Below are 18,984 nucleotides of genomic sequence, written 5' to 3' on the forward strand. Positions count from 1 at the left end.
GTTAGTGGGTTTCTTGGGTAAACCCACTGGAAAACCAAAACGGCGGGCCGTTGCAAACCCGCCGTGTCGCAATTTACCGTGCAATCGTGTGAACGATCAGTCGACGCCTTCGCATTCCAGCAGCATCGTACCGGCCCCGGTGTTCGAAATCGGGATATGATAGTTCTTGTGCAATGCCTTGACGTTGTCGCCAAGCGCACCGCGCATCATCATCCACATCAGGAATTCGGTACCCTGCGCGCCGGCCTTTTCGACCAATTCCATCCGGGTGATCTTGGTCAGCTCTTCCGGATCGTCGATGATCTTTTCCATGCAATAGGTGTCGAATTCCCTGTTGATGAACCCTGCGCGTTCCCCGTCCAGCTGATGGCTCAACCCACCGGTGCCCAGGATCACCACCTTGATGTCCTCGGGGTAGGATTCGATCGACTTGCGCAGCGCCTTGCCGAAATCCAGCGCTCGTTTCAGCGTTGGGATCGGGTGCTGCACCGTGTTGGCGCTGATCGGAATCGCGCGCGGCATGTCCGGGTTGGCATGGGCGCCGCGCCAAAACAATTGCATCGGAACGGTGAAGCCGTGATCAACCGGCAGTTCCTGACAGGACGTGATGTCGAATTCGCGCGCCACCATACCTTCGATGATGTGCCAGCTCAGCTTGGCATCGCCGGGGAAGGGCGGTAATTGCGGGATTCCCCAACCTTCGTCTTCGTTGACATATTCATGCGCCGCCCCGATCGCAAAGGTTGGCATCTTGTCGAGAAAGAAACCCAGCCCGTGATCGTTGTAGATGTTGATCGCAACGTCCGGTTTATGCTTGTCCAGCCACTCCCACACCGGCGGGTAGCCGTCGAAGAACGGTTTCCAATACGGATCGTCGTACATTTCGTTGGCAATCGCGTTGCCGACGGCGGGAATGTGGCTGGTGGTCAGCCCTCCGATAATCTTGGCCATGGATCAGTCCCCCTGCCGCAGCAGTTTTTCCTTGAATTCTTCGGTGGTCATGCCGGTCTGCTGGGCGCCGACATCCTGCACGCTCAGCTTGAAAATGCCGGCGAACTTGGCGAGGTAATAGATGTTCCCCCCGGCGGCGATCATCGCCAACACGTTCTTGTCGCGGCAGGCTTGTTTCTGGTCCTCGTTCAATCCGAATTTTTCCATATAGGCTTCGGGATCGGCAAGGTAAGCGTCGCGCGCGACAGCCTTGTTGAAGGAAAAGCACATCTTGTTGAGCGCATATCCCTTCATTGCCATTTCGCCATCGAAAATCGTGGTGCCTTCGATGTGAACGTGATGGTCCAGGTCTTGCAGTTCCATGACGTCTCCTCCTTATGATTTTGTTTCTTCGGGCCAGTACAGCCGCATCGGGTTGTCGATCAGCAGCTTGCGCCGGGCGTCCTCGGTGGTGGCGATCCGCGGGATCACGTCCACCAACTGGCCATCGTCAGGCATGTGCGATTTCATGTTCGGGTGCGGCCAATCGGTGCCCCACAGAACCCGGTCGGGGAAAGCTTCGACTAGGCGGCGCGAAAACGGCACCACGTCGTCATAGGGCGGACCGGCCACGGTCAACCGTTCCGGGCAGCTGACCTTGACCCAGATATTGTCATTCTCGGCCATCAGGGCGATGAAGCGGTCGAAATCGGGGTGATCAGCACCTTTCGAAACATCGGGGCGGCCCATGTGATCGACCACGATGATACCAGGCAGGCTGGTCAGGAACGGCGCCAGGTCTTCCAGGTCGGGGGCTTCGAAATAGACCACGATATGCCAGCCCAGCTTGGTGATCCGTTCGGCGATACCGGTGAACACTTCGCGTGGGGTGTCATCGACCAGCCGCTTGACGAAATTGAACCGCACGGCACGCACACCGGCCTTGTCCATCGCGTCCAGTTCCGCGTCGGTCACGTCGGGTGATACCACCGCCACCCCGCGCGCCAACGGTCCGGCGGTTTCCAACGCATCGACCAGCGCGGCATTGTCGGTGCCGTGGCACGACGCTTGAACGATTACATTGCGGGAAAACCCCAGATGATCGCGCAGCGCGAACAACTTTTCCTTGGGCGCATCGCAGGGGGTGTATTTCCGTTTCGCCGAATAAGGAAACGTATCGGCGGGGCCGAACACATGGCAATGCGCATCCACTGCCCCTGCGGGCGGTGTGAAATCCGGCACCTTGGGGGCAGGATGGAAAGGCAGATAATCCGCGTCCATTGGCTATAGTCCTTGTCTTGGGTCGTTTGATGTCGCCGGGACCAAGCCCCGGTATTGTGCTGAACATAGGGCTGCGGACCGGAAAACCCCAGTTCATTCCTTGTGGGTATCAATTTGAAAATGTTATAGAGAATGTGAAAATGGGGGAATGAGATGCAGGTGACACTGCCCAATGTCCGACATTTGCAGGCGGTGCATGAAGTTGCGATGTGCCACCGCATCAACGAAGCCGCCAAGCGGGTACACCTGTCGCAACCCGCTGTCACGCAGGCCGTGGCGAAACTGGAACGCGCGGTGAACGAACCGCTGTTCGACCGGCGGCCCGAAGGCATGTTCACTACCGAGGCGGGCAAGCTGTTCCTGTACCGGGTCGACCGGGCGCTGGATTTGCTGAAGGAAGGCGAACGCCAGGCCCGGCGCAAGGCACCGCAACCGGGGCGGCGAGATTTCCACCGTTTGACCACCTCGACCCAGCTCAGGGCGCTGACCGCAGTGGCACAGACAGAAAATTTCAGCCACGCGGCGCGGCAGCTCGGGGTGTCGCAACCGGCTGTTCACCGGGCGGCAAAGGATCTGGAACGATTGTCGGGGATGACGTTTTTCGAACCGGTGCGGCGCGGCGTGCAATTGACGCCATCGGCGGAATCCTTTGCCTATTACGTGCGTCTGGCGGCGGCGGAAATGCGGCAGGGGGAATATGAAATCAGTGCCTTTCAAGGCCGCGATTCAACCCGGATCGTGGTCGGCTCGCTGCCGCTGTCGCGGCCTACGATCCTGCCTGCGGCGATGGATCGCCTGCTCCGGGCGACAGAAGGCAGGGTGCAGTTGCATTGCGTCGATGCGCCTTATGAAACGCTGTTGCGCGATTTGCGCTTCGGCGACGTCGATTTCATCCTCGGTGCGCTGCGCGATCCGTTGCCCGCCGAGGACGTGGTGCAGGAACCGTTGTTTCAGGATCGGCTATACGTGGTCGCGGGCAAGGATCACCCGTTGACCAAACGTTCCGATCTGCAACTGGAAGATACCCTTGCCTTTCCTTGGATCGCACCGCCGAAACCGACGCCCAGCGGCAGCTACCTGTTTGAAAGCCTGAAAATACCGCAATTGCCCAACACCCCGGTGCGCATCGTGGCCAGTTCGCTGGCGCTGGTGCGCGGGCTGATGCTGCGCGGCGATTACCTGACCGTCATGTCGCGCCGCCAGCTCGAGGTGGAAATGGAAATCGGCATGATGGTGACTTTGCCGATCGACCTGAAGGACAGCACCCGGTCCATCGGGTTGACCTATCGCGCCGGATGGGAACCGACACCGACCCAGACCCGCTTCATGGATCTGATCCGGCAAGAGGGTCGCCAGATGGGACCGATTAGCGATCTATAACAAAATTGAATGGCACGGGCAGCTGTTTCAAATTCCACCCCCGCAGGGCACTATGATAGCTGCAGGGATAACCGAAGCTGCGGCATGGGCCGCACCGATGAGGGAGAGTTTGGCATGAGAATTTGCGTTGCAGGTGCCTATGGCGCCTTTGGCATGAAACACTTGGACGCGCTGGATGCGATCGATGGCGTGACGGTGACTTCGGTGATGGGACCGACCGCCGAAAAGATCGAAGCGCTGGCCAAGAAACGCGGCATCGGGCATTGGGCGACCACGTTGGAAGACTGCCTTGCGCGCGATGATGTCGATGCGGTGATCTTGGCGACCCCGACACAGATGCACGCCGATCAGGCGATCATGACGATGCGGGCGGGCAAGCCGGTCTTCATCGAAATCCCGATGTCGGATTCGCTCGACGATGCGCGCCGCATTGCCGAAGTGCAAAAAGAAACCGGATTGACCTGCATGGCCGGTCAGGTGCGCCGCTTCAATCCCAGCCATCAATGGATCAAGAACAAGATCGACGCCGGCGAACTGAAGATCCAGCAGATGGATGTACAGACCTATTTCTTCCGCCGCACCAATATGAACGCCAAGGGCGAACCGCGCAGCTGGACCGATCACCTGCTGTGGCACCATGCTTGCCACACCGTCGATCTGTTCCAGTATCAGACCGGCGAAGTCGCGTCCGAAGCCTTCGGCTTGCAGGGGCCGAAACATCCCGATCTGGGCATTGCGATGGATATGTCGATCGGGATGAAAACGCCTTCGGGCGCGATCTGCACTTTGTCTCTGTCGTTCAACAACGACGGGCCGCTGGGCACGTTCTTCCGCTATATCTGTGATAACGGCACCTATCTCGCGCGCTATGACGATCTGTATGACGGCTATGAAAAACAGATCGACCTGTCGGATGTGGCGGTGTCCAATAACGGGATCGAATTGATCGATCGCGAATTCATTGCGGCGATTGAAGAAGGCCGCAAACCCAACGGCGATTGCCACGATGTGCTGGCGGCGATGGAAACGCTGGACCGGATCGAACAAAGCATGAGCTGATCTGAACATTATCAGTGAAAAAGGCCGGGGCATGCCCCGGCCTTTTTCATGCAGACAGCGATTTATGCCTGATATTTTGCCGCCATGGCGCGCGCGATCGCTTCGGCCAAAACCTTGCGGCGGACCGGTTTCATCAGGCGAATATCCGTTACCCCAAGCTCCGATCCACCGACTTCGGCATCGCGGGCATAACCGGACAGGAAAATCACCGGCAGGCCCGGATCAATCTGCCGGACCTCGTGCGCCAAATCCGTTCCCTGCAATTTCCCCGGCATGACGATATCGGTGATCAGCAGATCAAAACCGGTGTCGTTACGGAACGCCTCAAGCGCGGCATCGCCGCTGGGCTGGGCCTGCACCCGATGTCCCAACCGGCCAAGCGTGGCTTCCAGGATGGCGCGGACTCCATCATCGTCTTCTGCGACCAGGATCCGCAGCGAAGCGGGTTGGGTGTCAAGACCGGGATCTTGTGCCGACGGCAGGTCGGAAACGTTACCATCCAGAGCCTTGAAATAAAGCTTGATCGTGGTTCCTTGACCCGGGGTCGACGTGACGCGGATTGTGCCGCCTGATTGTTTGATAAATCCTTCCACCATCGACAGACCCAACCCCGATCCTTTGCCGGGATGCTTGGTGGAAAAGAACGGTTCGAAAATCCGGTCAATGATGGTCTGCGGAATACCTTCGCCGGTATCGCTGATGCTCAGCACCACATAAGATCCCGGCGTCAGGTCCCCGTCCGACCCAAGTTCCCCGGCTTTCAGGTTTTCCAGCGCGGTCTGGATCACCAATGTGCCGCCACCGGTCATCGCGTCGCGGGCATTCACGATCAAGTTCAGCAAAGCCGAAGCGGTCGAACTGCGATCGACCCGGATGCGGGGCAGCGAAGTTTGCAGATCGATCTGAACATCGATCGTGGCGGGCAGGGTGCGCCCGGCCCAGGCTTCGGTTTCGCGCACAACATCGTTCAGGTCGATGATTTCCGGGATAAGCCGCGCCCGACGGGCGAAGCTTAGCATGCTCTTGGTCAGGTCGGCCCCGCGATCACTGGCTTGAATTGCGGTGGCAATGATGTTCAGCCGGTCGTCGTCTTCGATATTTTCATCCGCGATATCGTCACGCAGCAGTTCCAGACTGCCGCGCACAACCGCCAGAAGGTTGTTGAAATCATGCGCAACGCCGCCGGTCAGCAACCCGATGCTTTCCTGTTTCTGGGTCTGGCGTACGATTTCGGCCTGACGCGTGAATTCTTCGTCGCGTTCTTTCTTTTCGGTGATGTCGGCGATGAAACTGTCGCGCCGGACAATGCCATCAGACATTGCCGTCATCTGCCCGTGGCCTTCCAGCCATTTGCGTTCGCCTTTGGTCGTCGTGACCGGCCAAATGAAATGCCACGGCGTCAGCGTATTGCGGGCACGTTCGATTTCCTCTTTCAATTCCTGCCGGAAGTCCGGATCGATCCTGTCCCAGATAAGCTGACTGTTCGCCAGCGCCTCTTCCTTTTCGATGCCCCAGATATCCTTGCTGCCATCGGTGAGAAAATCGAGCCGTTCGCGGCCATCGTCGAACATGCAATAAGACGTATAAACCCCCGGAACGTTCTTCATCACGCTTTTCATCCGGGAATCGGTGATTTCCATTTCGCGGATGGTTTTTTGCCGCGATACCGCCAGAATATTCGCCGTCACCATTGGGAACAGGATCAGCGCTGCCACAAAAACCATCAGCAATCGGTTGTAAAACAATGGGCTCTCTGCGGCTTTCCAGCCCTCGGCAGGGCGGGTGTAGATCGACCAACTGCCACCCGGGACCAAAATTTGCGCCGTGACCGGATCGTCCCCGAGCAGATCGCGCGGGCCGAAGAAAACGGTGTCGAGCCCCATATCGTCGGTGTCGATTCTCATCGTTGTCGCGATGTCGCTATCGGTGACACCGGTTGTATTCAGAAAAGCATCCATATCGAAGACAAGCGACAACATGCCCTTGAACAACACGGAGTCTTCGCCAGGGGCGTAGACCGGGACACGGAAAATGAACCCTTGGCCGCCTTGGACAAGATCAACCGGCCCGACCAGAACGACCTGCCCGGTGTCGCGTGCCTTCACCACGGAATCGATCTGCGCAGGTACATTGCGATAATCCAGGCCAATGGTTTTCTCATTACCCTTGATCGGATGCACGTGGATCACCACCAGGTCAGGGGCCCAGGCGACGTTAATGACTTCGGGCAGGTCGGAAAAAATTTCCGAAACGAACTGGCTGAATTCAGTCTGCGAAAGCTCTTCGCTGCGGCTCAGATACGATGCCAATCCCTGTCCCAGATGCAAGCCACCAACGATTTGACTTTGCAGCCGGGCGCGCAACACTTCAGTTTCACTGGCAACATCGGCGCGGGTGGCCTGCCTGGCAAATTCCCTGGATTGCACATCGAACACAAAGGCCAGTAGTCCGACAGCAATAACCGCAATTATTGAAGGTAGATAGTTCAGAGGGAAATGTTTACTCATCAATCGGTCTTATCGAACCTGCGGTTTGTTTTGGTCGGGCTTTCTGGTCAGCTTAGACAGCGGAGTTTTGCATTAAAAGGGATTCTTTTTCGCTGCATCTATTAATTCCACTACCGTGATGGTTGTGTCTATGGCGTTGCTAATTTTAACGGCGGTAGATGCGCTTTTCATACAACGATGGGCGGTTTTTTCCAGATTAGGTCGGTCTCTGTTCAATGGGGCTGCTTCGTGTCGTGACTTTCACCGATGCCTGACCTAAACCTTGCGCGACCGAGAAGGAGTGCGATCATGGACGGAACCTTTGCTGTTCTTTTTTTGCTGGCTGGCCTGGCCGATATGAAGATGAATCATTGCGCGGATGGGTGTCTGGCGCAAAATCAGCTGCCGGCACGGATCGCGGTGTCGGGCGGCGATGTGCAGTTCCAAGATGCCAGCATCGGGCAGGAAATCTATGTCCGCTACGATCTGAACCACGGCTACGGCCCGTTTCAACCCGCCTTCGGGGCCTCGATCACCGATGACGGCGACGCTTGGATCGGGTTCGGCGCGGTCTGGACCGGACATTTCGCGCAGGACCGTGCCTATGTGCAGCTGCATTTGATGCCGGGTCTTTATGCGCAGGGTGGTGGCCCTGATCTTGGCTTTCCGGTCGAATTCCGGTCCGGGGCCGAAATCGGCTACGAAACCCGTAACGGTTTGCGGATCGGCGTCAGTTACGATCACCGTTCGAATGCAGATATTAAAGCCACCAATCCGGGGCTGGAAACCGTGCAATTGCGGGTCAGCGTCCCGCTGCGCTAGGGGCAGCACCGGGGCGTGATCCGAACCACGTGTCCGAAACGGTTCTGCTGGCCACCGTCAATTCAGCATTGACCCGCGCCAAACAGAAAGCCCCGCACATTGGCGGGGCTTTCCTCATTTACAAGGCTAATCCGCTTATTGCGGAATCGTGCCTTCGATCCCTTCGACATAAAAATTCATGCCCGCCAAGGTGCCGTCATCGGCCACTTCGCCTTCGGCCAGCCAAGGCGTGCCGTCCTGCTTGTTCAGCGGGCCGGTGAAGGGATGATAGTCGCCGCTGGCAATCGACTCTTTCAGCGCCAGCGCATCGGCCTTCACTTCGGCCGGGACCGCATCGGAAATCTCGCCGATGCCGACCATGCCTTTGCCGATCCCGTTCCAGGTGTTCACGGATTCCCAAGTCCCGTCGATCACCGCTTGGGTGCGTTCGATGTAATAGGGGGCCCAGTTGTCGATGATCGAACTGACGCGCGGCTTCGGGGCATATTCGGCCATATCCGATGCCTGACCGAAGGTGATCACATCGCCGGCGGCCTGCGCGGCCGCCTGCGGGGCGGTGGAATCGGTATGCTGCAGAATAACATCGGCACCCTGTTCGATCAGAACCTTGGCAGCGTCGGCTTCTTTCGCCGGATCGAACCAAGTATAGGCCCAGACGATCTTGAACTGAACATCCGGGTTCACCTTCTTGGCGTGGATATAGGCCGAATTGATGCCACGGATCACTTCGGGGATCGGGTAGGACCCGATATATCCGACGACATTGGATTTGGTCATTTCCCCGGCAATGGTGCCCTGCACCGCGCGGCCTTCATAAAAGCGGGCGGAATAGACCGAAACATTGGGTGCGGTTTTGTATCCGGTGGCGTGTTCGAATTTCACATTGGGAAATTTCTTGGCCACGTTGATGGTCTGATCCATGTACCCGAAAGAGGTGGTAAAGACCAGGTCAGCCCCTTCCAGAACCATCTGGGTCATCACCCGTTCCGCATCCGGGCCTTCGGGCACCGATTCAACGAACACGGTTTCGACCTTGTCGCCGAACTTTTCTTCGACGGCCAAACGGGCTTGGTTGTGTTCATAGGTCCAGCCACCATCGCCGACCGGGCCGACATAGATGAAGCCGACCTTGGTTTTATCTTCCGCGATACCGGCCGTGGCCAGGCCCAAAGCCATGGCTGCGCTTGCAAGCAGGGTTCTTCTTTTCATTTTGGACTCTCCTTTTGAATTTCGGTTTTCAGGTGTTTCAATCGTTGCTTTTCGAGCGGCGCAAGCGGTCCCGATATGCTTTTTCTTCCGCGCTGCTTTCGATCTTTTCCAGACTTTCCTCGATATCCTCGATTTCATGCCCGACCAACGCCGATGTAATCACACCGGCGGGCACGGCAAAAACGCCCATGCCCATGAAAAGGATCAGCGACGTGAACAGCTTGCCCCCCAAAGTGACCGGAATGGCGTCGCCATAGCCGACCGTGGTCAGGGTGACGATCGCCCACCACAGGCTGGCCGGAACCGAAGTAAAGATCTCGGGTTGGACTTCGTGTTCGAAGAAATAGATGCCGACCGCGCTGATATAGATCAGGAACAGGGCGATGATATAGAACAACGCCAGTTCGGCATGGACGCTGACAAAGGCCCGGCTCAGCCGCTGCAACGCGCGGCTGTAGCGGATGACCTTTAGAATGCGCACCATCTGCATCAGCCGCAGCAGCCGCAGCGCCACGGTGCCGCCTGCCGTCATGAACAGGCTGGGCATCCAGGCCAGAAGGTCGATGATCCCCCAGAACGATACGATATAGTGCATCGGATGCTTGGCGGCGAATATTCTCAGAAAATATTCGAACATGAAAATGGCGACTGCGATCCGTTCGAACCATGTCAGAATGATCCGGGCATGCTCAGGCAATTCCGGTACGGTCGATACGGCAAAGGCGATGGCGGTCAGCAGGATCAGCCCGTGCAGCGCCAGCGCCACCCAGTATCCAAGGCTCTTGTCACGGCCATCCAGAATGTCTCGAATCCGTTCCTGACTGGCAGAATCCCTCGCCTTAAGTCCCAGCATGGAACCCTTTCCCCAAAGACGCCGGTGCCCGCGACCGGTCTGCCGACATGATCACCAGAACGAGGATCGTGATCAAGTAGGGTGACATCGCCAGATATTCGACCGGAATCGCCACACCTGCCGCCTGCAGGTTCAACTGCAACACGCTCACTCCGCCGAACAGGCCCGCGCCCAACATCACCCGCCAGGGTTTCCAGCTGGCAAACACCACCAGAGCCAGCGCTATCCAGCCAACACCAGAAGTCATGCCTTCGGTCCATTGCGGCACCCGGATCAGGCTGATGTAAGCCCCGCCCAGACCCGCGCAGGCGCCACCGAACATGATCGCCAGCACCCGGATGCGCACAACCTTGTAGCCAAGAGCATGGGCGGCATCATGGTTTTCCCCCACCGCGCGCAGGATCAGCCCGGCACGAGAGTATTTCAACATCGCCCAAACACCCAGCGTCAGGAAGAAGGCCAGATAGACCACGAAATCATGGCTGAAAACGATCGGCCCCAGAACCGGGATATCGGACAAAAGCGGGATCTCGGGTTTGGGAAATGCCGGTGGTTTGACCCCCTGATACCCCTGACCGATCAGCGAAGACAGCCCCAGCCCGAACAGTGTCAGCGCCAAGCCCGACGCCACCTGATTGGCCAGCGCGAACTGGGTCAGGATTGCAAACAGCAAAGACAGAACCGCGCCGCCGATGGCCGCCGCAAGCAGCCCCAGCACCGGCGACCCGGTATTGACCGCGATGGCAAAGCCGCAGATTGCGCCGGTGATCATCATCCCCTCAACGCCAAGGTTCAGCACCCCGGCGCGTTCGGTGACCAATTCGCCGATTGCCGCCAGCAACAGCGGTGTCGCGGCGACGATCAAGGACGCCAGAAGCAGGATCGGGTTGATCGAAGATAAATCCATTACGCGACCTCTCTCTGGCTCAGGCGGATGCGGTAGTTGGTCAAGACGTCGACCGTCAGCAGGAAAAACAACAACATGCCCTGGAACAGCTGGATCGCCGCCGATGGCAGGCCCATGTTGGACTGGGCAATATCGCCGCCGATATAGGTCAGCGCCATCAACGCCCCGGCCAGCAGGATACCCACCGGGTGCAACCGGCCCAGAAAGGCCACGATGATCGCGGTAAAGCCGTATCCGGCATTGAAATCGATGCTGACCTGCCCTGACGGACCGGCGACCTCGAACAACCCGGCCAGCCCGGCGAGCGCCCCCGCAGCGCCCAGACAGATCAGGATCAGCCGGGTTGGGTTGACCCCGGCAAACCGTGCCGCTCGCGGCGCTTCGCCGGTCAGCCGGATATGGAACCCCAGCATATGCCGGTTGAGCAGGATATAGGCGAAAATGACCGCGATGAAGCCCGCGACGACGCCCCAATGCAGTCCGACGGACTGATCGATCCAGCTGTTGGCGCTGGCATAATCATTCAGGTTGCGGCTGCCGGGAAACCCGAACCCTTGCGGATTTTTCAGCAATCCCAGCGACATCGACGCCAGCAATTGTTCAGCCACATAGACCAGCATCAAGGACACAAGGATTTCATTGGTGCCAAACCGCACTTTCAGGATCGCCGGGATCATCGCCCAAGCCCAACCGCCCAACGCCCCCGCGATCACCATCAGCGGGAAAATGTACCACGCTTCGATCGGGTAGAACGCCAATCCGACCCCGGCACCGCAAAGCGCGCCGATGATATACTGGCCCTCGGCTCCGATATTCCAGATCCCGGCCCGGAACCCCAGCGACAGCCCGATCGCAATCAGCACCAGCGGCGCCCCTTTGACCAAAAGCTGCGGCCGGTAATAGAAGGCGAACTCCGAAAACAGCGGGTCCCAGAAAATCGTCTTGATCGCCTGCACCGGGTCTTTGCCCAGAAAGGCAAACAGGATGCCGCCCGCGATCATGGTCAGGATCACTGCCAGAAGCGGTGTCAGATAAGTCCAAGCTTGCGACGGCTGGGGTCGCTTTTCAAGCTTCAGCACGCCGCGCCCTCCCTTTCACTGTTCCAAAAATACTCTAATTTCAGACGCTTACACATGGGCCACCTCCATGCCATGGGCACCGCCCATCATCAGGCCGATTTCATCGACCGTCAGCCCCTTGGCCGTGCGGATATCCGACAGCCGGCCTTCGTTCAGCGCCCCGAACCGGTCCGAAATTTCCATCAATTCGTCCAGATCCTGGCTGATGACGACCACAGCCGCACCGCCCGCCGCCAGATCCAACAACGCCTGCCGGATCGAAGCTGCAGCGGCCGCATCGACGCCCCAGGTCGGTTGGTTCACCACCAACACTTCAGGCCGTTGCAACACTTCGCGCCCGATGACGAATTTTTGCAGATTGCCGCCCGACAACGCCCGTGCCGCATTGCCGGGACCCGGCGTGCGCACGTCGAAACGGGCGATGATTTCTTCAGCAAATTCCTTGGCCCGGCCCCATTTCAGGAACCCGCGATTTTCCAGGTCCTGCCGTTCCGCACCGGTCAGCAGCGCATTTTCTGTCAGGCTCATATCGGGGGCGGCGGCATGGCCCAGCCGTTCTTCGGGCGCCGTCAGCAATCCCAGCTTGCGCCGTGCCACCGGGCCCATGTTCCCGATCGGCTGACCGTCCAGAACCACCGCGCCCGCCGCAGTAAGGGTTTCGCCCGACAGCACGGCCAGCAATTCATCCTGGCCATTGCCGGCAACCCCGCCCAGCCCCAGAACTTCGCCGGTATGCACCTCCAGCGAGATGTTTTTCAAAGTGGTGCCAAATTCGGATGACGACGCGGCTGACAGGTTGTTCAACTGCAACCGTACCGGCCCGATATCGCCGCTGCTGCGTTCCGGCACATGCAGGCTTGACCCGACCATCATTTCGGCCATTTCTCGCGCCGTGCTGTCACGCGGGATGCAGGTGCCAACCACTTGGCCCAGCCGCAGGATGGTGGCGTTGTCGCAAAGGGTGCGAATTTCTTCCAGCTTGTGGCTGATATACAGGATCGCGGTGCCTTCCGCCGACAGTTTTCGCAGTGTTTCAAACAGGATATCGACCTCTTGCGGGGTCAAAACGCTGGTCGGTTCATCCATGATGAGCAGTTTGGGGTCCTGCAACAGGCAGCGGATGATCTCGACCCGCTGGCGTTCCCCGGCCGACAGGTCGCCGACGATCCGGTCGGGATCGAGCGGCAGCCCATAAAGGTCGGAAACCGCTCGGATACGGGCGGCCAGATCGCCCATTTTCGGCGGATTTTCCATGCCAAGAGCGATGTTTTCGGCCACGTTCAGCGCCTCGAACAAGGAAAAATGCTGAAACACCATCGCCACGCCCGCCGCCCGCGCCGCGCTGGGCTCGGCAGGGGCAAAGGGCAGGTGATGCAGTTCCATCTCGCCGCTATCGGGCTTGACCAGCCCATAGATCATTTTGACCAGCGTCGATTTGCCGGCACCGTTTTCACCGAGCAGCGCATGAACCTCGCCAACACCGATATCGAATGAGACGTCGTTATTGGCAACGACCCCCGGATAGGCCTTGGTCAGGCCGCGGATTGAAAGAAGCGTCCCCGTCACGCGCTCATATCCCCCTGTTGGGCGGTGTGTCCCGCCTTGGTTGTTAGTAACGTGGCGGCGACACCCACGGCAATGGCCTGTGGATGTTTCCCAAGCGTCGGGTCGCCAATCGGGCAGTCGATCCTGCCTATGGATTGGGCAGAATGCCCCAATTCGGTCAATCGTTTGCGAAACCGCCCCCATTTGGTGGCCGACCCGATCAGCCCGGCGCGGTCAAAGCCCCGGTTCAGCGCCGCATGACACAGCGCCAGATCCAGCGTGTGCGAATAGGTCAGGATCAAATGATGGGCATCGCGCGGCGCATGGGCCATCAGGGTTTCGGGCTGCGCGGCTGGGATTGCCGTCACACCGTCCGGCACCGGATCGGGAAACCGATCGGCCCCGGTATCGACCCAGGTCAGCGCGATGTCGGGCAGCGGGGCCAGCACCGAAACCAGCGCCCGGCCAACATGGCCCGCGCCCCAGATCCAGACTGCCCGCGTCGGGCGATGCACCGGTTCGATCATCCAGCCTTGGATCAGTTGCGGATCGGGCGCGATCCCTGTGCCGCGTGCTTGTGCCAACAACCGGGACACCGCCAGCGGCCGTTCGGATCCGTCGGTAGACCGGGCGATCACTTCTTGTCCACGCAGCCCGGCCACCCGGTCTGCATCGTAAACTTCGCGCCACAAAGTGACCCGCCCACCGCAGCATTGGCCCAGATCAGGGCCAAGCGCATGCTGGCTTAGCCGATCATATCCCGACGCCAGCGCGTCGCGCGCCGCTGCCGCCGCCTGATATTCCAAAGCACCGCCGCCAATCGTGCCCATTTGGCCGCTGTCCCAGACCAGCATCGCCGCACCAACTTCGCGCGGCGACGACCCTTTGATACCGGCAATCACCACCCGGGCCACCCGGCCATGCGCGGCAACTGCGCGGTGCAAGTCGCCCAGATCAAACCCCATCGCGCAGCCTCTGCACGGCTTTCAGCAACCGTTCCGGCGTCGCCGGGGCGTCCAGCGCCGGATATGCCGACCCGCAGGCCGCCACCGCGTCCGACAGCGCCAGAAATGCCGAAATGCCCAGCATGAAGGGCGGTTCCCCCACCGCCTTGGACCGGTAAATCGTATCTTCGCGATTCTGCCCGTCCCACAGCGCGACATTGAACAGGTCCGGCTGATCGGAAAAAGCCGGGATCTTGTAGGTCGACGGCGCGTGGGTCAACAACCGCCCCTTGTCGTTCCAGACCAGTTCTTCGCAACTCAGCCAACCGGCACCCTGCACATAACCGCCCTCGACCTGGCCCTTGTCCAAAGCCGGGTTCAGCGATGCGCCGGCATCGTGCAGGATATCGGCGCGCAGGATGCGGTTTTCGCCGGTCAGCGTGTCCAGTGCCACCTCGGTCACCGCCGCGCCATAGGCGAAATAGAAAAACGGTCGCCCTTCGCCCTTGATCCGGTCCCAGGCCAGTTTCGGGGTCTTGTAAAACCCGGTCGCCGACAGGCTGACGCGGTTCTCATAGGCCAGTTTTGCGGCCTCTGCGAAAGGCATCTCGGTATCACCGATCTGGACGCAGCCGTTTTCGAACAGGACTTCGTCGGGCGGGGCCTGATGCAGCTGCGCCAGAAACGCCGCCATACGGCCCCGGATGGTGTCGCAGGCGGCTTTCACCGCCATGCCGTTCAGATCGGTACCGGAGGATGCGGCGGTGGCCGATGTGTTGGGCACCTTGGCGGTATCGGTGGCGGTGATCTTGACCGCATCGACCCCAACGCCGAAACGGCTGGCAGCCACCTGTGCCACTTTCTGAAACAGGCCTTGCCCCATTTCAGTGCCACCATGGTTCAGGTGGATCGACCCGTCTTGATAGACATGCACCAATGCCCCGGCCTGATTGAGATGGGTCAGGGTAAAGGAAATCCCGAATTTTACCGGGCTGAAGGCCAGCCCTTTCTTGATCACCGGGTTGGTTGCATTCCACTCTGCCACCGCTTGCTTGCGCGCGGCATAATCCGACGAAGCCAGCAGCGCCTCGGTCATTCCGCACAGTTCGAAATCCTCGACCAACTGACCATAAGGCGTGTAATTGTCCTTCTTCTGTTCGGAAATATCCCGGGGGGAGTGGGGGGCAGAGCCCCCCGCCGCTGCCGTTTCAGGCGCGTCATAGTAATTCCGCTTTCGCACCTCCACCGGGTCGCGTTTCAGCGCATGCGCGACGTGATCCATCACCCGTTCGATTCCGACCACCCCCTGCGGGCCGCCAAAGCCGCGATAGGCGGTGGCGCTTTGGGTGTTGGTTTTCAACCGGTGGCTTTCGATCCTGATATTGGGCAGCCAGTAGGCATTATCGGCGTGCAGCATGGCGCGGTCGGCGACCGGCAAAGACAGGTCCTGGGCCCAGCCACAGCGGGTCAGTTGCACGAATTCGACACCCAGAACGGTGCCGTCATCGTCGAACCCGGCGCGGTAGGTGATGCGGAAATCGTGCCGCTTGCCGGTGATCATCATGTCGTCGTCGCGGTCATAGCGCATCTTGCACGGACGCCCGGTCAACCGCGCCGCCACCGCGCAGGACACCGCCAACGCGTTGCCCTGGCTTTCCTTGCCACCGAACCCCCCGCCCATGCGGCGGGTTTCGACCCGAACCCCGTGCATGGGAACGCCGATCGCTTCGGCCACCTTGTGCTGGATTTCGGTCGGGTGCTGGGTGGAACTGTGCACCAGCATGTCGCCGGCTTCCTGCGGCAGCGCCAAAGCGGCCTGACCTTCGAGATAGAAATGTTCCTGCCCGCCCAGTTCCAGGGTGCCTTCGATATGGCGCGGGGCTGCGGCAATGGCGGTGGCGGCATCGCCGCGGCCATAGATGCGCGGGCCTTCTTCGAACCGGCTGTCAGCGGCCAGCGCGTCCTCGATACTCAGGATCGGGGTTTGTTCCTCATAGGAAATTTCGCCGCGTCTGGCAGCACGTCTCGCCGCGTGATGGCTGTCGGCTATCACCAGAAAGATCGGCTGACCAAGGTAATGTAAACTGCCATCGCTCAGCATCGGTTCATCATGGGCCGAGGGCGACACGTCATTGGCAAAGGGCAGATCATCGGCGGTCAGCACCGCGATGACACCGGGCGCGGCGCGCACCGCGTCCAGATCCATCGACAGGATTTGACCCCGTGCGACCGAACTCAGCCCGAAGGCCAGATGTAAGGTGCCTGCAGGTGTTGGGATGTCATCGACATACCGCGCCTGCCCGGTCACATGCAGTCGGGCCGCGTCATGGGGCAGGGGGGAGGAAACGCTCATGCCTGCACCTCCTTTACCGAAACTCCGGTGCCTTCTGTTTCCAGATAATAGCGCATCAACAGGTTGCGCGCGGTATCAAGCCGGTACGTGGCCGAGGCCCGCATATCCGACAGCGGGGTGAAATCTTCGGCCCAGGCCGGGTTTGCCGCCGCGATGGTTGCCTCGGTCCACGGTTGTCCGATCAGCGCCGTTTCGACTTGGGCGGCGCGTTTGGGGATGCCCGCCATGCCGCCAAAGGCAATCCGGGCCGCCGCGACGCTGCCGTTTTCGACTGTGATATTGAAACAGCCGCACAGCGCCGAGATGTCCTGATCGAACCGTTTCGACAGCTTGTAGCAACGCAACCGGTCCGGCTCTTTGGTGAAACTGACGGCTTCGACGAATTCGCCCGCGCTGCGGTCCTGCTTGCCATAGTCGAGGAAGAAACTTTCCAGCGGGATGTTACGGCGGGTGTCCCCCTTGCGCAGATGCAGCACTGCGCCAAGAGCGATCAAAGCCGGTGGGCCGTCGCCGATCGGCGAGCCGTTGGCAATATTGCCGCCAATGGTGGCCGCCGCCCGCACCTGGGTCGACCCATAGCGGCGCAGCATCGCGGCCAAAGACGGGGACAGCCGGTCAAACAGCGGGATCAGCCGGGCGATGGTGACACCCGCGCCGAGGGTGACGCCGGTTTCGGTTTCTTCGATCTGCTGCAAATCGCGGCACCGGTTCAGAAAAGCCACCGGGCCCAGTTCGCGGCCCTGCTTGGTGACCCAAAGCCCGACATCGGTCGCGCCCGCGATCAACGTGGCATCGGGATGGGCGGCGTACCATTGCGCCAGATCATCGGCGGTTTCGGGCTGGACCGTGGCACCGGTGGGGGGCTTGCCGCCCGCCATACCCCCCGCGAGTATTTCGGGAACAGTGAAAGCGGAAAGCCAGTCCGGGACCGGTTCTGCGCTGGCCGCTTTTGCTGCCCGCAGGATCGGGGCATAGCCGGTGCAGCGGCACAGGTTGCCCGCCAGCGCGGTGGCATGATCGCCGTCGCCATTGAGATGGGCTGTGGCCATCGAGGTGATGAAACCGGGCGTGCAAAAGCCGCATTGCGATCCGTGATGGTCGATCATCGCCTGCTGCACCGGGTGCAATTGGCCGTCCGGGCTGGCGATGCCTTCGACGGTGCGGACAGATTTTCCGTTGAGCTGCGGCAGGAACAGGATGCAGGCGTTCAGCGCTCTGGCGCCGTCTTCGTCCTGCACCATCACGGTGCAGGCCCCGCAATCGCCTTCGTTGCAGCCTTCCTTGGTGCCGGTCAGACCGCGCGCATCGCGCAACCAGTCGAGCAGCGTCGCGGTGGTGGACACGTCGCGCAGCTCCACGCTCTCTCCATTCAGAAGAAAGGTGACATTCATGTGAATAAACCCGCCGCCTTACCCGTTAAATTCACCCATTTTGCGCGTCTTCGATGCGGCGTAGAAAACGTGCGGGCCCCCTGTTATGATCTCAGGAAAGCCGTTTTTTGTGCTTTTGGCAAGAAAAAGCCGAACGGCCTGCGTGGTTCTGCGGCAACTGCCTCAAAAAACATCAACCCCGGTCTAGCCCTTGAGCGAGTTCGCCAAGCTGGGTGATCGCCCGCCCCCAGCCATTGTAAAAGCCCATATCTTCGTGTTTCTTTTTCTGCTCCGGCGTGGTGTGCAGCGCCCGGGCAATATAGCGGGTGCCGACCGCATCCGCGCTAAGCATGATGACGGTGGTCAGGAAACCGGACCGGCGCGGGTGAAAGCCGGGGCCGAGCCGGTCGGAATAGACCAGAAGCCGCCCCGGGCTTGCCGCCAGAACGCAGCCAGAGGTTTCCACAGTAACGCCGCGCGGGCTGCGCAGGCGGGTATAGAATTCGCCGCCCGGGGTCGGGTTGATCCGCGCCTCTTCAGCGAATGCCGGTTTGGGGTAGAACCATTTTTGCAGCAGATCGGGTTCGCTCCAGCACCGCCAGACGGCCATCGGAGAAACGTTCAACACCCGGTCGATTTCCAGGTCGGTCTCTTTGGAAAAGGAAAAATACAAAACGGCCTCCGTTCCCGATAGATACCTACAGACTTGCCGATGGAGAAAGCGACGGCAAGCAATATCGCGGCTTTCCGGCTGCGATGCTGTGGC

16 protein-coding genes are annotated in these 18,984 nt (G+C 59.9%); 3 read left to right on the forward strand and 13 right to left on the reverse strand.

What is annotated here, in order from left to right:
• Nucleotides 1–96 precede the first annotated feature (96 nt).
• Genes TG4357_RS16080 through TG4357_RS16090 form a run of 3 tightly spaced genes read right to left on the reverse strand, consistent with a single transcriptional unit; the run spans nucleotide 97 to nucleotide 2,211 of the window.
• Nucleotides 97–951 (reverse strand): class III extradiol dioxygenase family protein, encoded by an 855-nt coding sequence (locus TG4357_RS16080; RefSeq protein ID WP_058263901.1) that lies wholly within the window; start codon nucleotides 949–951, stop codon nucleotides 97–99.
• Between the two features lie 3 nt (nucleotides 952–954).
• Entirely contained in the window at nucleotides 955–1,314 is a 360-nt protein-coding gene (locus TG4357_RS16085; RefSeq protein ID WP_058263902.1) for a protocatechuate 4,5-dioxygenase subunit alpha, read from the reverse strand.
• Between the two features lie 12 nt (nucleotides 1,315–1,326).
• Nucleotides 1,327–2,211, reverse strand: coding sequence for an amidohydrolase family protein (locus TG4357_RS16090; RefSeq protein ID WP_058263903.1), 885 nt, complete (start codon nucleotides 2,209–2,211; stop codon nucleotides 1,327–1,329).
• Nucleotides 2,212–2,364: 153 nt separating this feature from the next.
• Between TG4357_RS16090 and TG4357_RS16095 the strand changes: the two genes are divergently transcribed.
• Nucleotides 2,365–3,591 carry a LysR family transcriptional regulator gene (locus TG4357_RS16095; protein WP_058263904.1) on the forward strand — a complete coding sequence of 409 codons (1,227 nt, stop codon included), beginning with the start codon at nucleotides 2,365–2,367 and terminating at the stop codon, nucleotides 3,589–3,591.
• A gap of 114 nt (nucleotides 3,592–3,705) precedes the next feature.
• Nucleotides 3,706–4,650, forward strand: coding sequence for a Gfo/Idh/MocA family oxidoreductase (locus TG4357_RS16100; protein WP_058263905.1), 945 nt, complete (start codon nucleotides 3,706–3,708; stop codon nucleotides 4,648–4,650).
• Nucleotides 4,651–4,712: 62 nt separating this feature from the next.
• Here TG4357_RS16100 and TG4357_RS16105 read toward each other — a convergent pair whose 3' ends face one another.
• Nucleotides 4,713–7,157, reverse strand: coding sequence for an ATP-binding protein (locus tag TG4357_RS16105; RefSeq protein ID WP_074646696.1), 2,445 nt, complete (start codon nucleotides 7,155–7,157; stop codon nucleotides 4,713–4,715).
• A gap of 288 nt (nucleotides 7,158–7,445) precedes the next feature.
• Here TG4357_RS16105 and TG4357_RS16110 point away from each other — a divergent pair, with 288 nt between their 5' ends.
• Nucleotides 7,446–7,958, forward strand: coding sequence for an acyloxyacyl hydrolase (locus TG4357_RS16110; RefSeq protein WP_058263907.1), 513 nt, complete (start codon nucleotides 7,446–7,448; stop codon nucleotides 7,956–7,958).
• A 135-nt stretch (nucleotides 7,959–8,093) separates the two neighbouring features.
• Here TG4357_RS16110 and TG4357_RS16115 read toward each other — a convergent pair whose 3' ends face one another.
• The 9 genes from TG4357_RS16115 to TG4357_RS16155 form a co-directional block, all read right to left on the reverse strand.
• Nucleotides 8,094–9,167 (reverse strand): BMP family ABC transporter substrate-binding protein, encoded by a 1,074-nt coding sequence (locus TG4357_RS16115; RefSeq protein WP_058263908.1) that lies wholly within the window; start codon nucleotides 9,165–9,167, stop codon nucleotides 8,094–8,096.
• A 37-nt stretch (nucleotides 9,168–9,204) separates the two neighbouring features.
• Nucleotides 9,205–10,020 carry an ion transporter gene (locus TG4357_RS16120; RefSeq protein WP_058263909.1) on the reverse strand — a complete coding sequence of 272 codons (816 nt, stop codon included), beginning with the start codon at nucleotides 10,018–10,020 and terminating at the stop codon, nucleotides 9,205–9,207.
• Complete coding sequence (locus TG4357_RS16125; RefSeq protein WP_058263910.1) at nucleotides 10,007–10,927, reverse strand: ABC transporter permease; 921 nt, start codon at nucleotides 10,925–10,927, stop codon at nucleotides 10,007–10,009. The genes TG4357_RS16120 and TG4357_RS16125 overlap by 14 nt, the downstream gene beginning before the upstream one ends.
• Nucleotides 10,927–12,006: an ABC transporter permease gene (locus TG4357_RS16130; RefSeq protein ID WP_058263911.1), complete on the reverse strand. Its 1,080-nt coding sequence runs from the start codon at nucleotides 12,004–12,006 to the stop codon at nucleotides 10,927–10,929. Before TG4357_RS16130 ends, TG4357_RS16125 begins: the two co-directional genes overlap by 1 nt.
• Nucleotides 12,007–12,054: 48 nt before the next feature.
• A complete protein-coding gene (locus tag TG4357_RS16135; protein ID WP_058263912.1) occupies nucleotides 12,055–13,572 on the reverse strand; it encodes an ABC transporter ATP-binding protein in 1,518 nt (505 codons plus the stop codon).
• On the reverse strand, nucleotides 13,569–14,516 hold the full coding sequence (gene xdhC / locus TG4357_RS16140) for a xanthine dehydrogenase accessory protein XdhC (protein WP_058263913.1): 948 nt from the start codon (nucleotides 14,514–14,516) through the stop codon (nucleotides 13,569–13,571). The genes TG4357_RS16135 and xdhC overlap by 4 nt, the downstream gene beginning before the upstream one ends.
• Nucleotides 14,506–16,848 (reverse strand): xanthine dehydrogenase molybdopterin binding subunit, encoded by a 2,343-nt coding sequence (xdhB, locus tag TG4357_RS16145; RefSeq protein WP_058263914.1) that lies wholly within the window; start codon nucleotides 16,846–16,848, stop codon nucleotides 14,506–14,508. The genes xdhC and xdhB overlap by 11 nt, the downstream gene beginning before the upstream one ends.
• Entirely contained in the window at nucleotides 16,845–18,239 is a 1,395-nt protein-coding gene (gene xdhA, locus TG4357_RS16150; protein ID WP_058263915.1) for a xanthine dehydrogenase small subunit, read from the reverse strand. The genes xdhB and xdhA overlap by 4 nt, the downstream gene beginning before the upstream one ends.
• A gap of 172 nt (nucleotides 18,240–18,411) precedes the next feature.
• Entirely contained in the window at nucleotides 18,412–18,891 is a 480-nt protein-coding gene (locus tag TG4357_RS16155; protein ID WP_058263916.1) for an SRPBCC domain-containing protein, read from the reverse strand.
• Nucleotides 18,892–18,984 lie beyond the last annotated feature (93 nt).

It is taken from the genome of Thalassovita gelatinovora (assembly GCF_001458355.1).
Lineage (GTDB): Bacteria > Pseudomonadota > Alphaproteobacteria > Rhodobacterales > Rhodobacteraceae > Thalassobius > Thalassobius gelatinovorus.

Bases quoted from the DNA above. Each gene is read 5' to 3' on its own strand.
- TG4357_RS16110 (WP_058263907.1), top strand. From the start codon at position 7,446: ATGGACGGAACCTTTGCTGTTCTTTTTTTGCTGGCTGGCCTGGCCGAT.
- TG4357_RS16100 (WP_058263905.1), top strand. From the start codon at position 3,706: ATGAGAATTTGCGTTGCAGGTGCCTATGGCGCCTTTGGCATGAAACAC.
- xdhB (WP_058263914.1), bottom strand. From the start codon at position 16,848: ATGAGCGTTTCCTCCCCCCTGCCCCATGACGCGGCCCGACTGCATGTG.
- TG4357_RS16125 (WP_058263910.1), bottom strand. From the start codon at position 10,927: ATGGATTTATCTTCGATCAACCCGATCCTGCTTCTGGCGTCCTTGATC.
- TG4357_RS16090 (WP_058263903.1), bottom strand. From the start codon at position 2,211: ATGGACGCGGATTATCTGCCTTTCCATCCTGCCCCCAAGGTGCCGGAT.
- TG4357_RS16080 (WP_058263901.1), bottom strand. From the start codon at position 951: ATGGCCAAGATTATCGGAGGGCTGACCACCAGCCACATTCCCGCCGTC.
- xdhC (WP_058263913.1), bottom strand. From the start codon at position 14,516: ATGGGGTTTGATCTGGGCGACTTGCACCGCGCAGTTGCCGCGCATGGC.
- TG4357_RS16115 (WP_058263908.1), bottom strand. From the start codon at position 9,167: ATGAAAAGAAGAACCCTGCTTGCAAGCGCAGCCATGGCTTTGGGCCTG.
- xdhA (WP_058263915.1), bottom strand. From the start codon at position 18,239: ATGAATGTCACCTTTCTTCTGAATGGAGAGAGCGTGGAGCTGCGCGAC.
- TG4357_RS16085 (WP_058263902.1), bottom strand. From the start codon at position 1,314: ATGGAACTGCAAGACCTGGACCATCACGTTCACATCGAAGGCACCACG.
- TG4357_RS16095 (WP_058263904.1), top strand. From the start codon at position 2,365: ATGCAGGTGACACTGCCCAATGTCCGACATTTGCAGGCGGTGCATGAA.
- TG4357_RS16105 (WP_074646696.1), bottom strand. From the start codon at position 7,157: ATGAGTAAACATTTCCCTCTGAACTATCTACCTTCAATAATTGCGGTT.
- TG4357_RS16120 (WP_058263909.1), bottom strand. From the start codon at position 10,020: ATGCTGGGACTTAAGGCGAGGGATTCTGCCAGTCAGGAACGGATTCGA.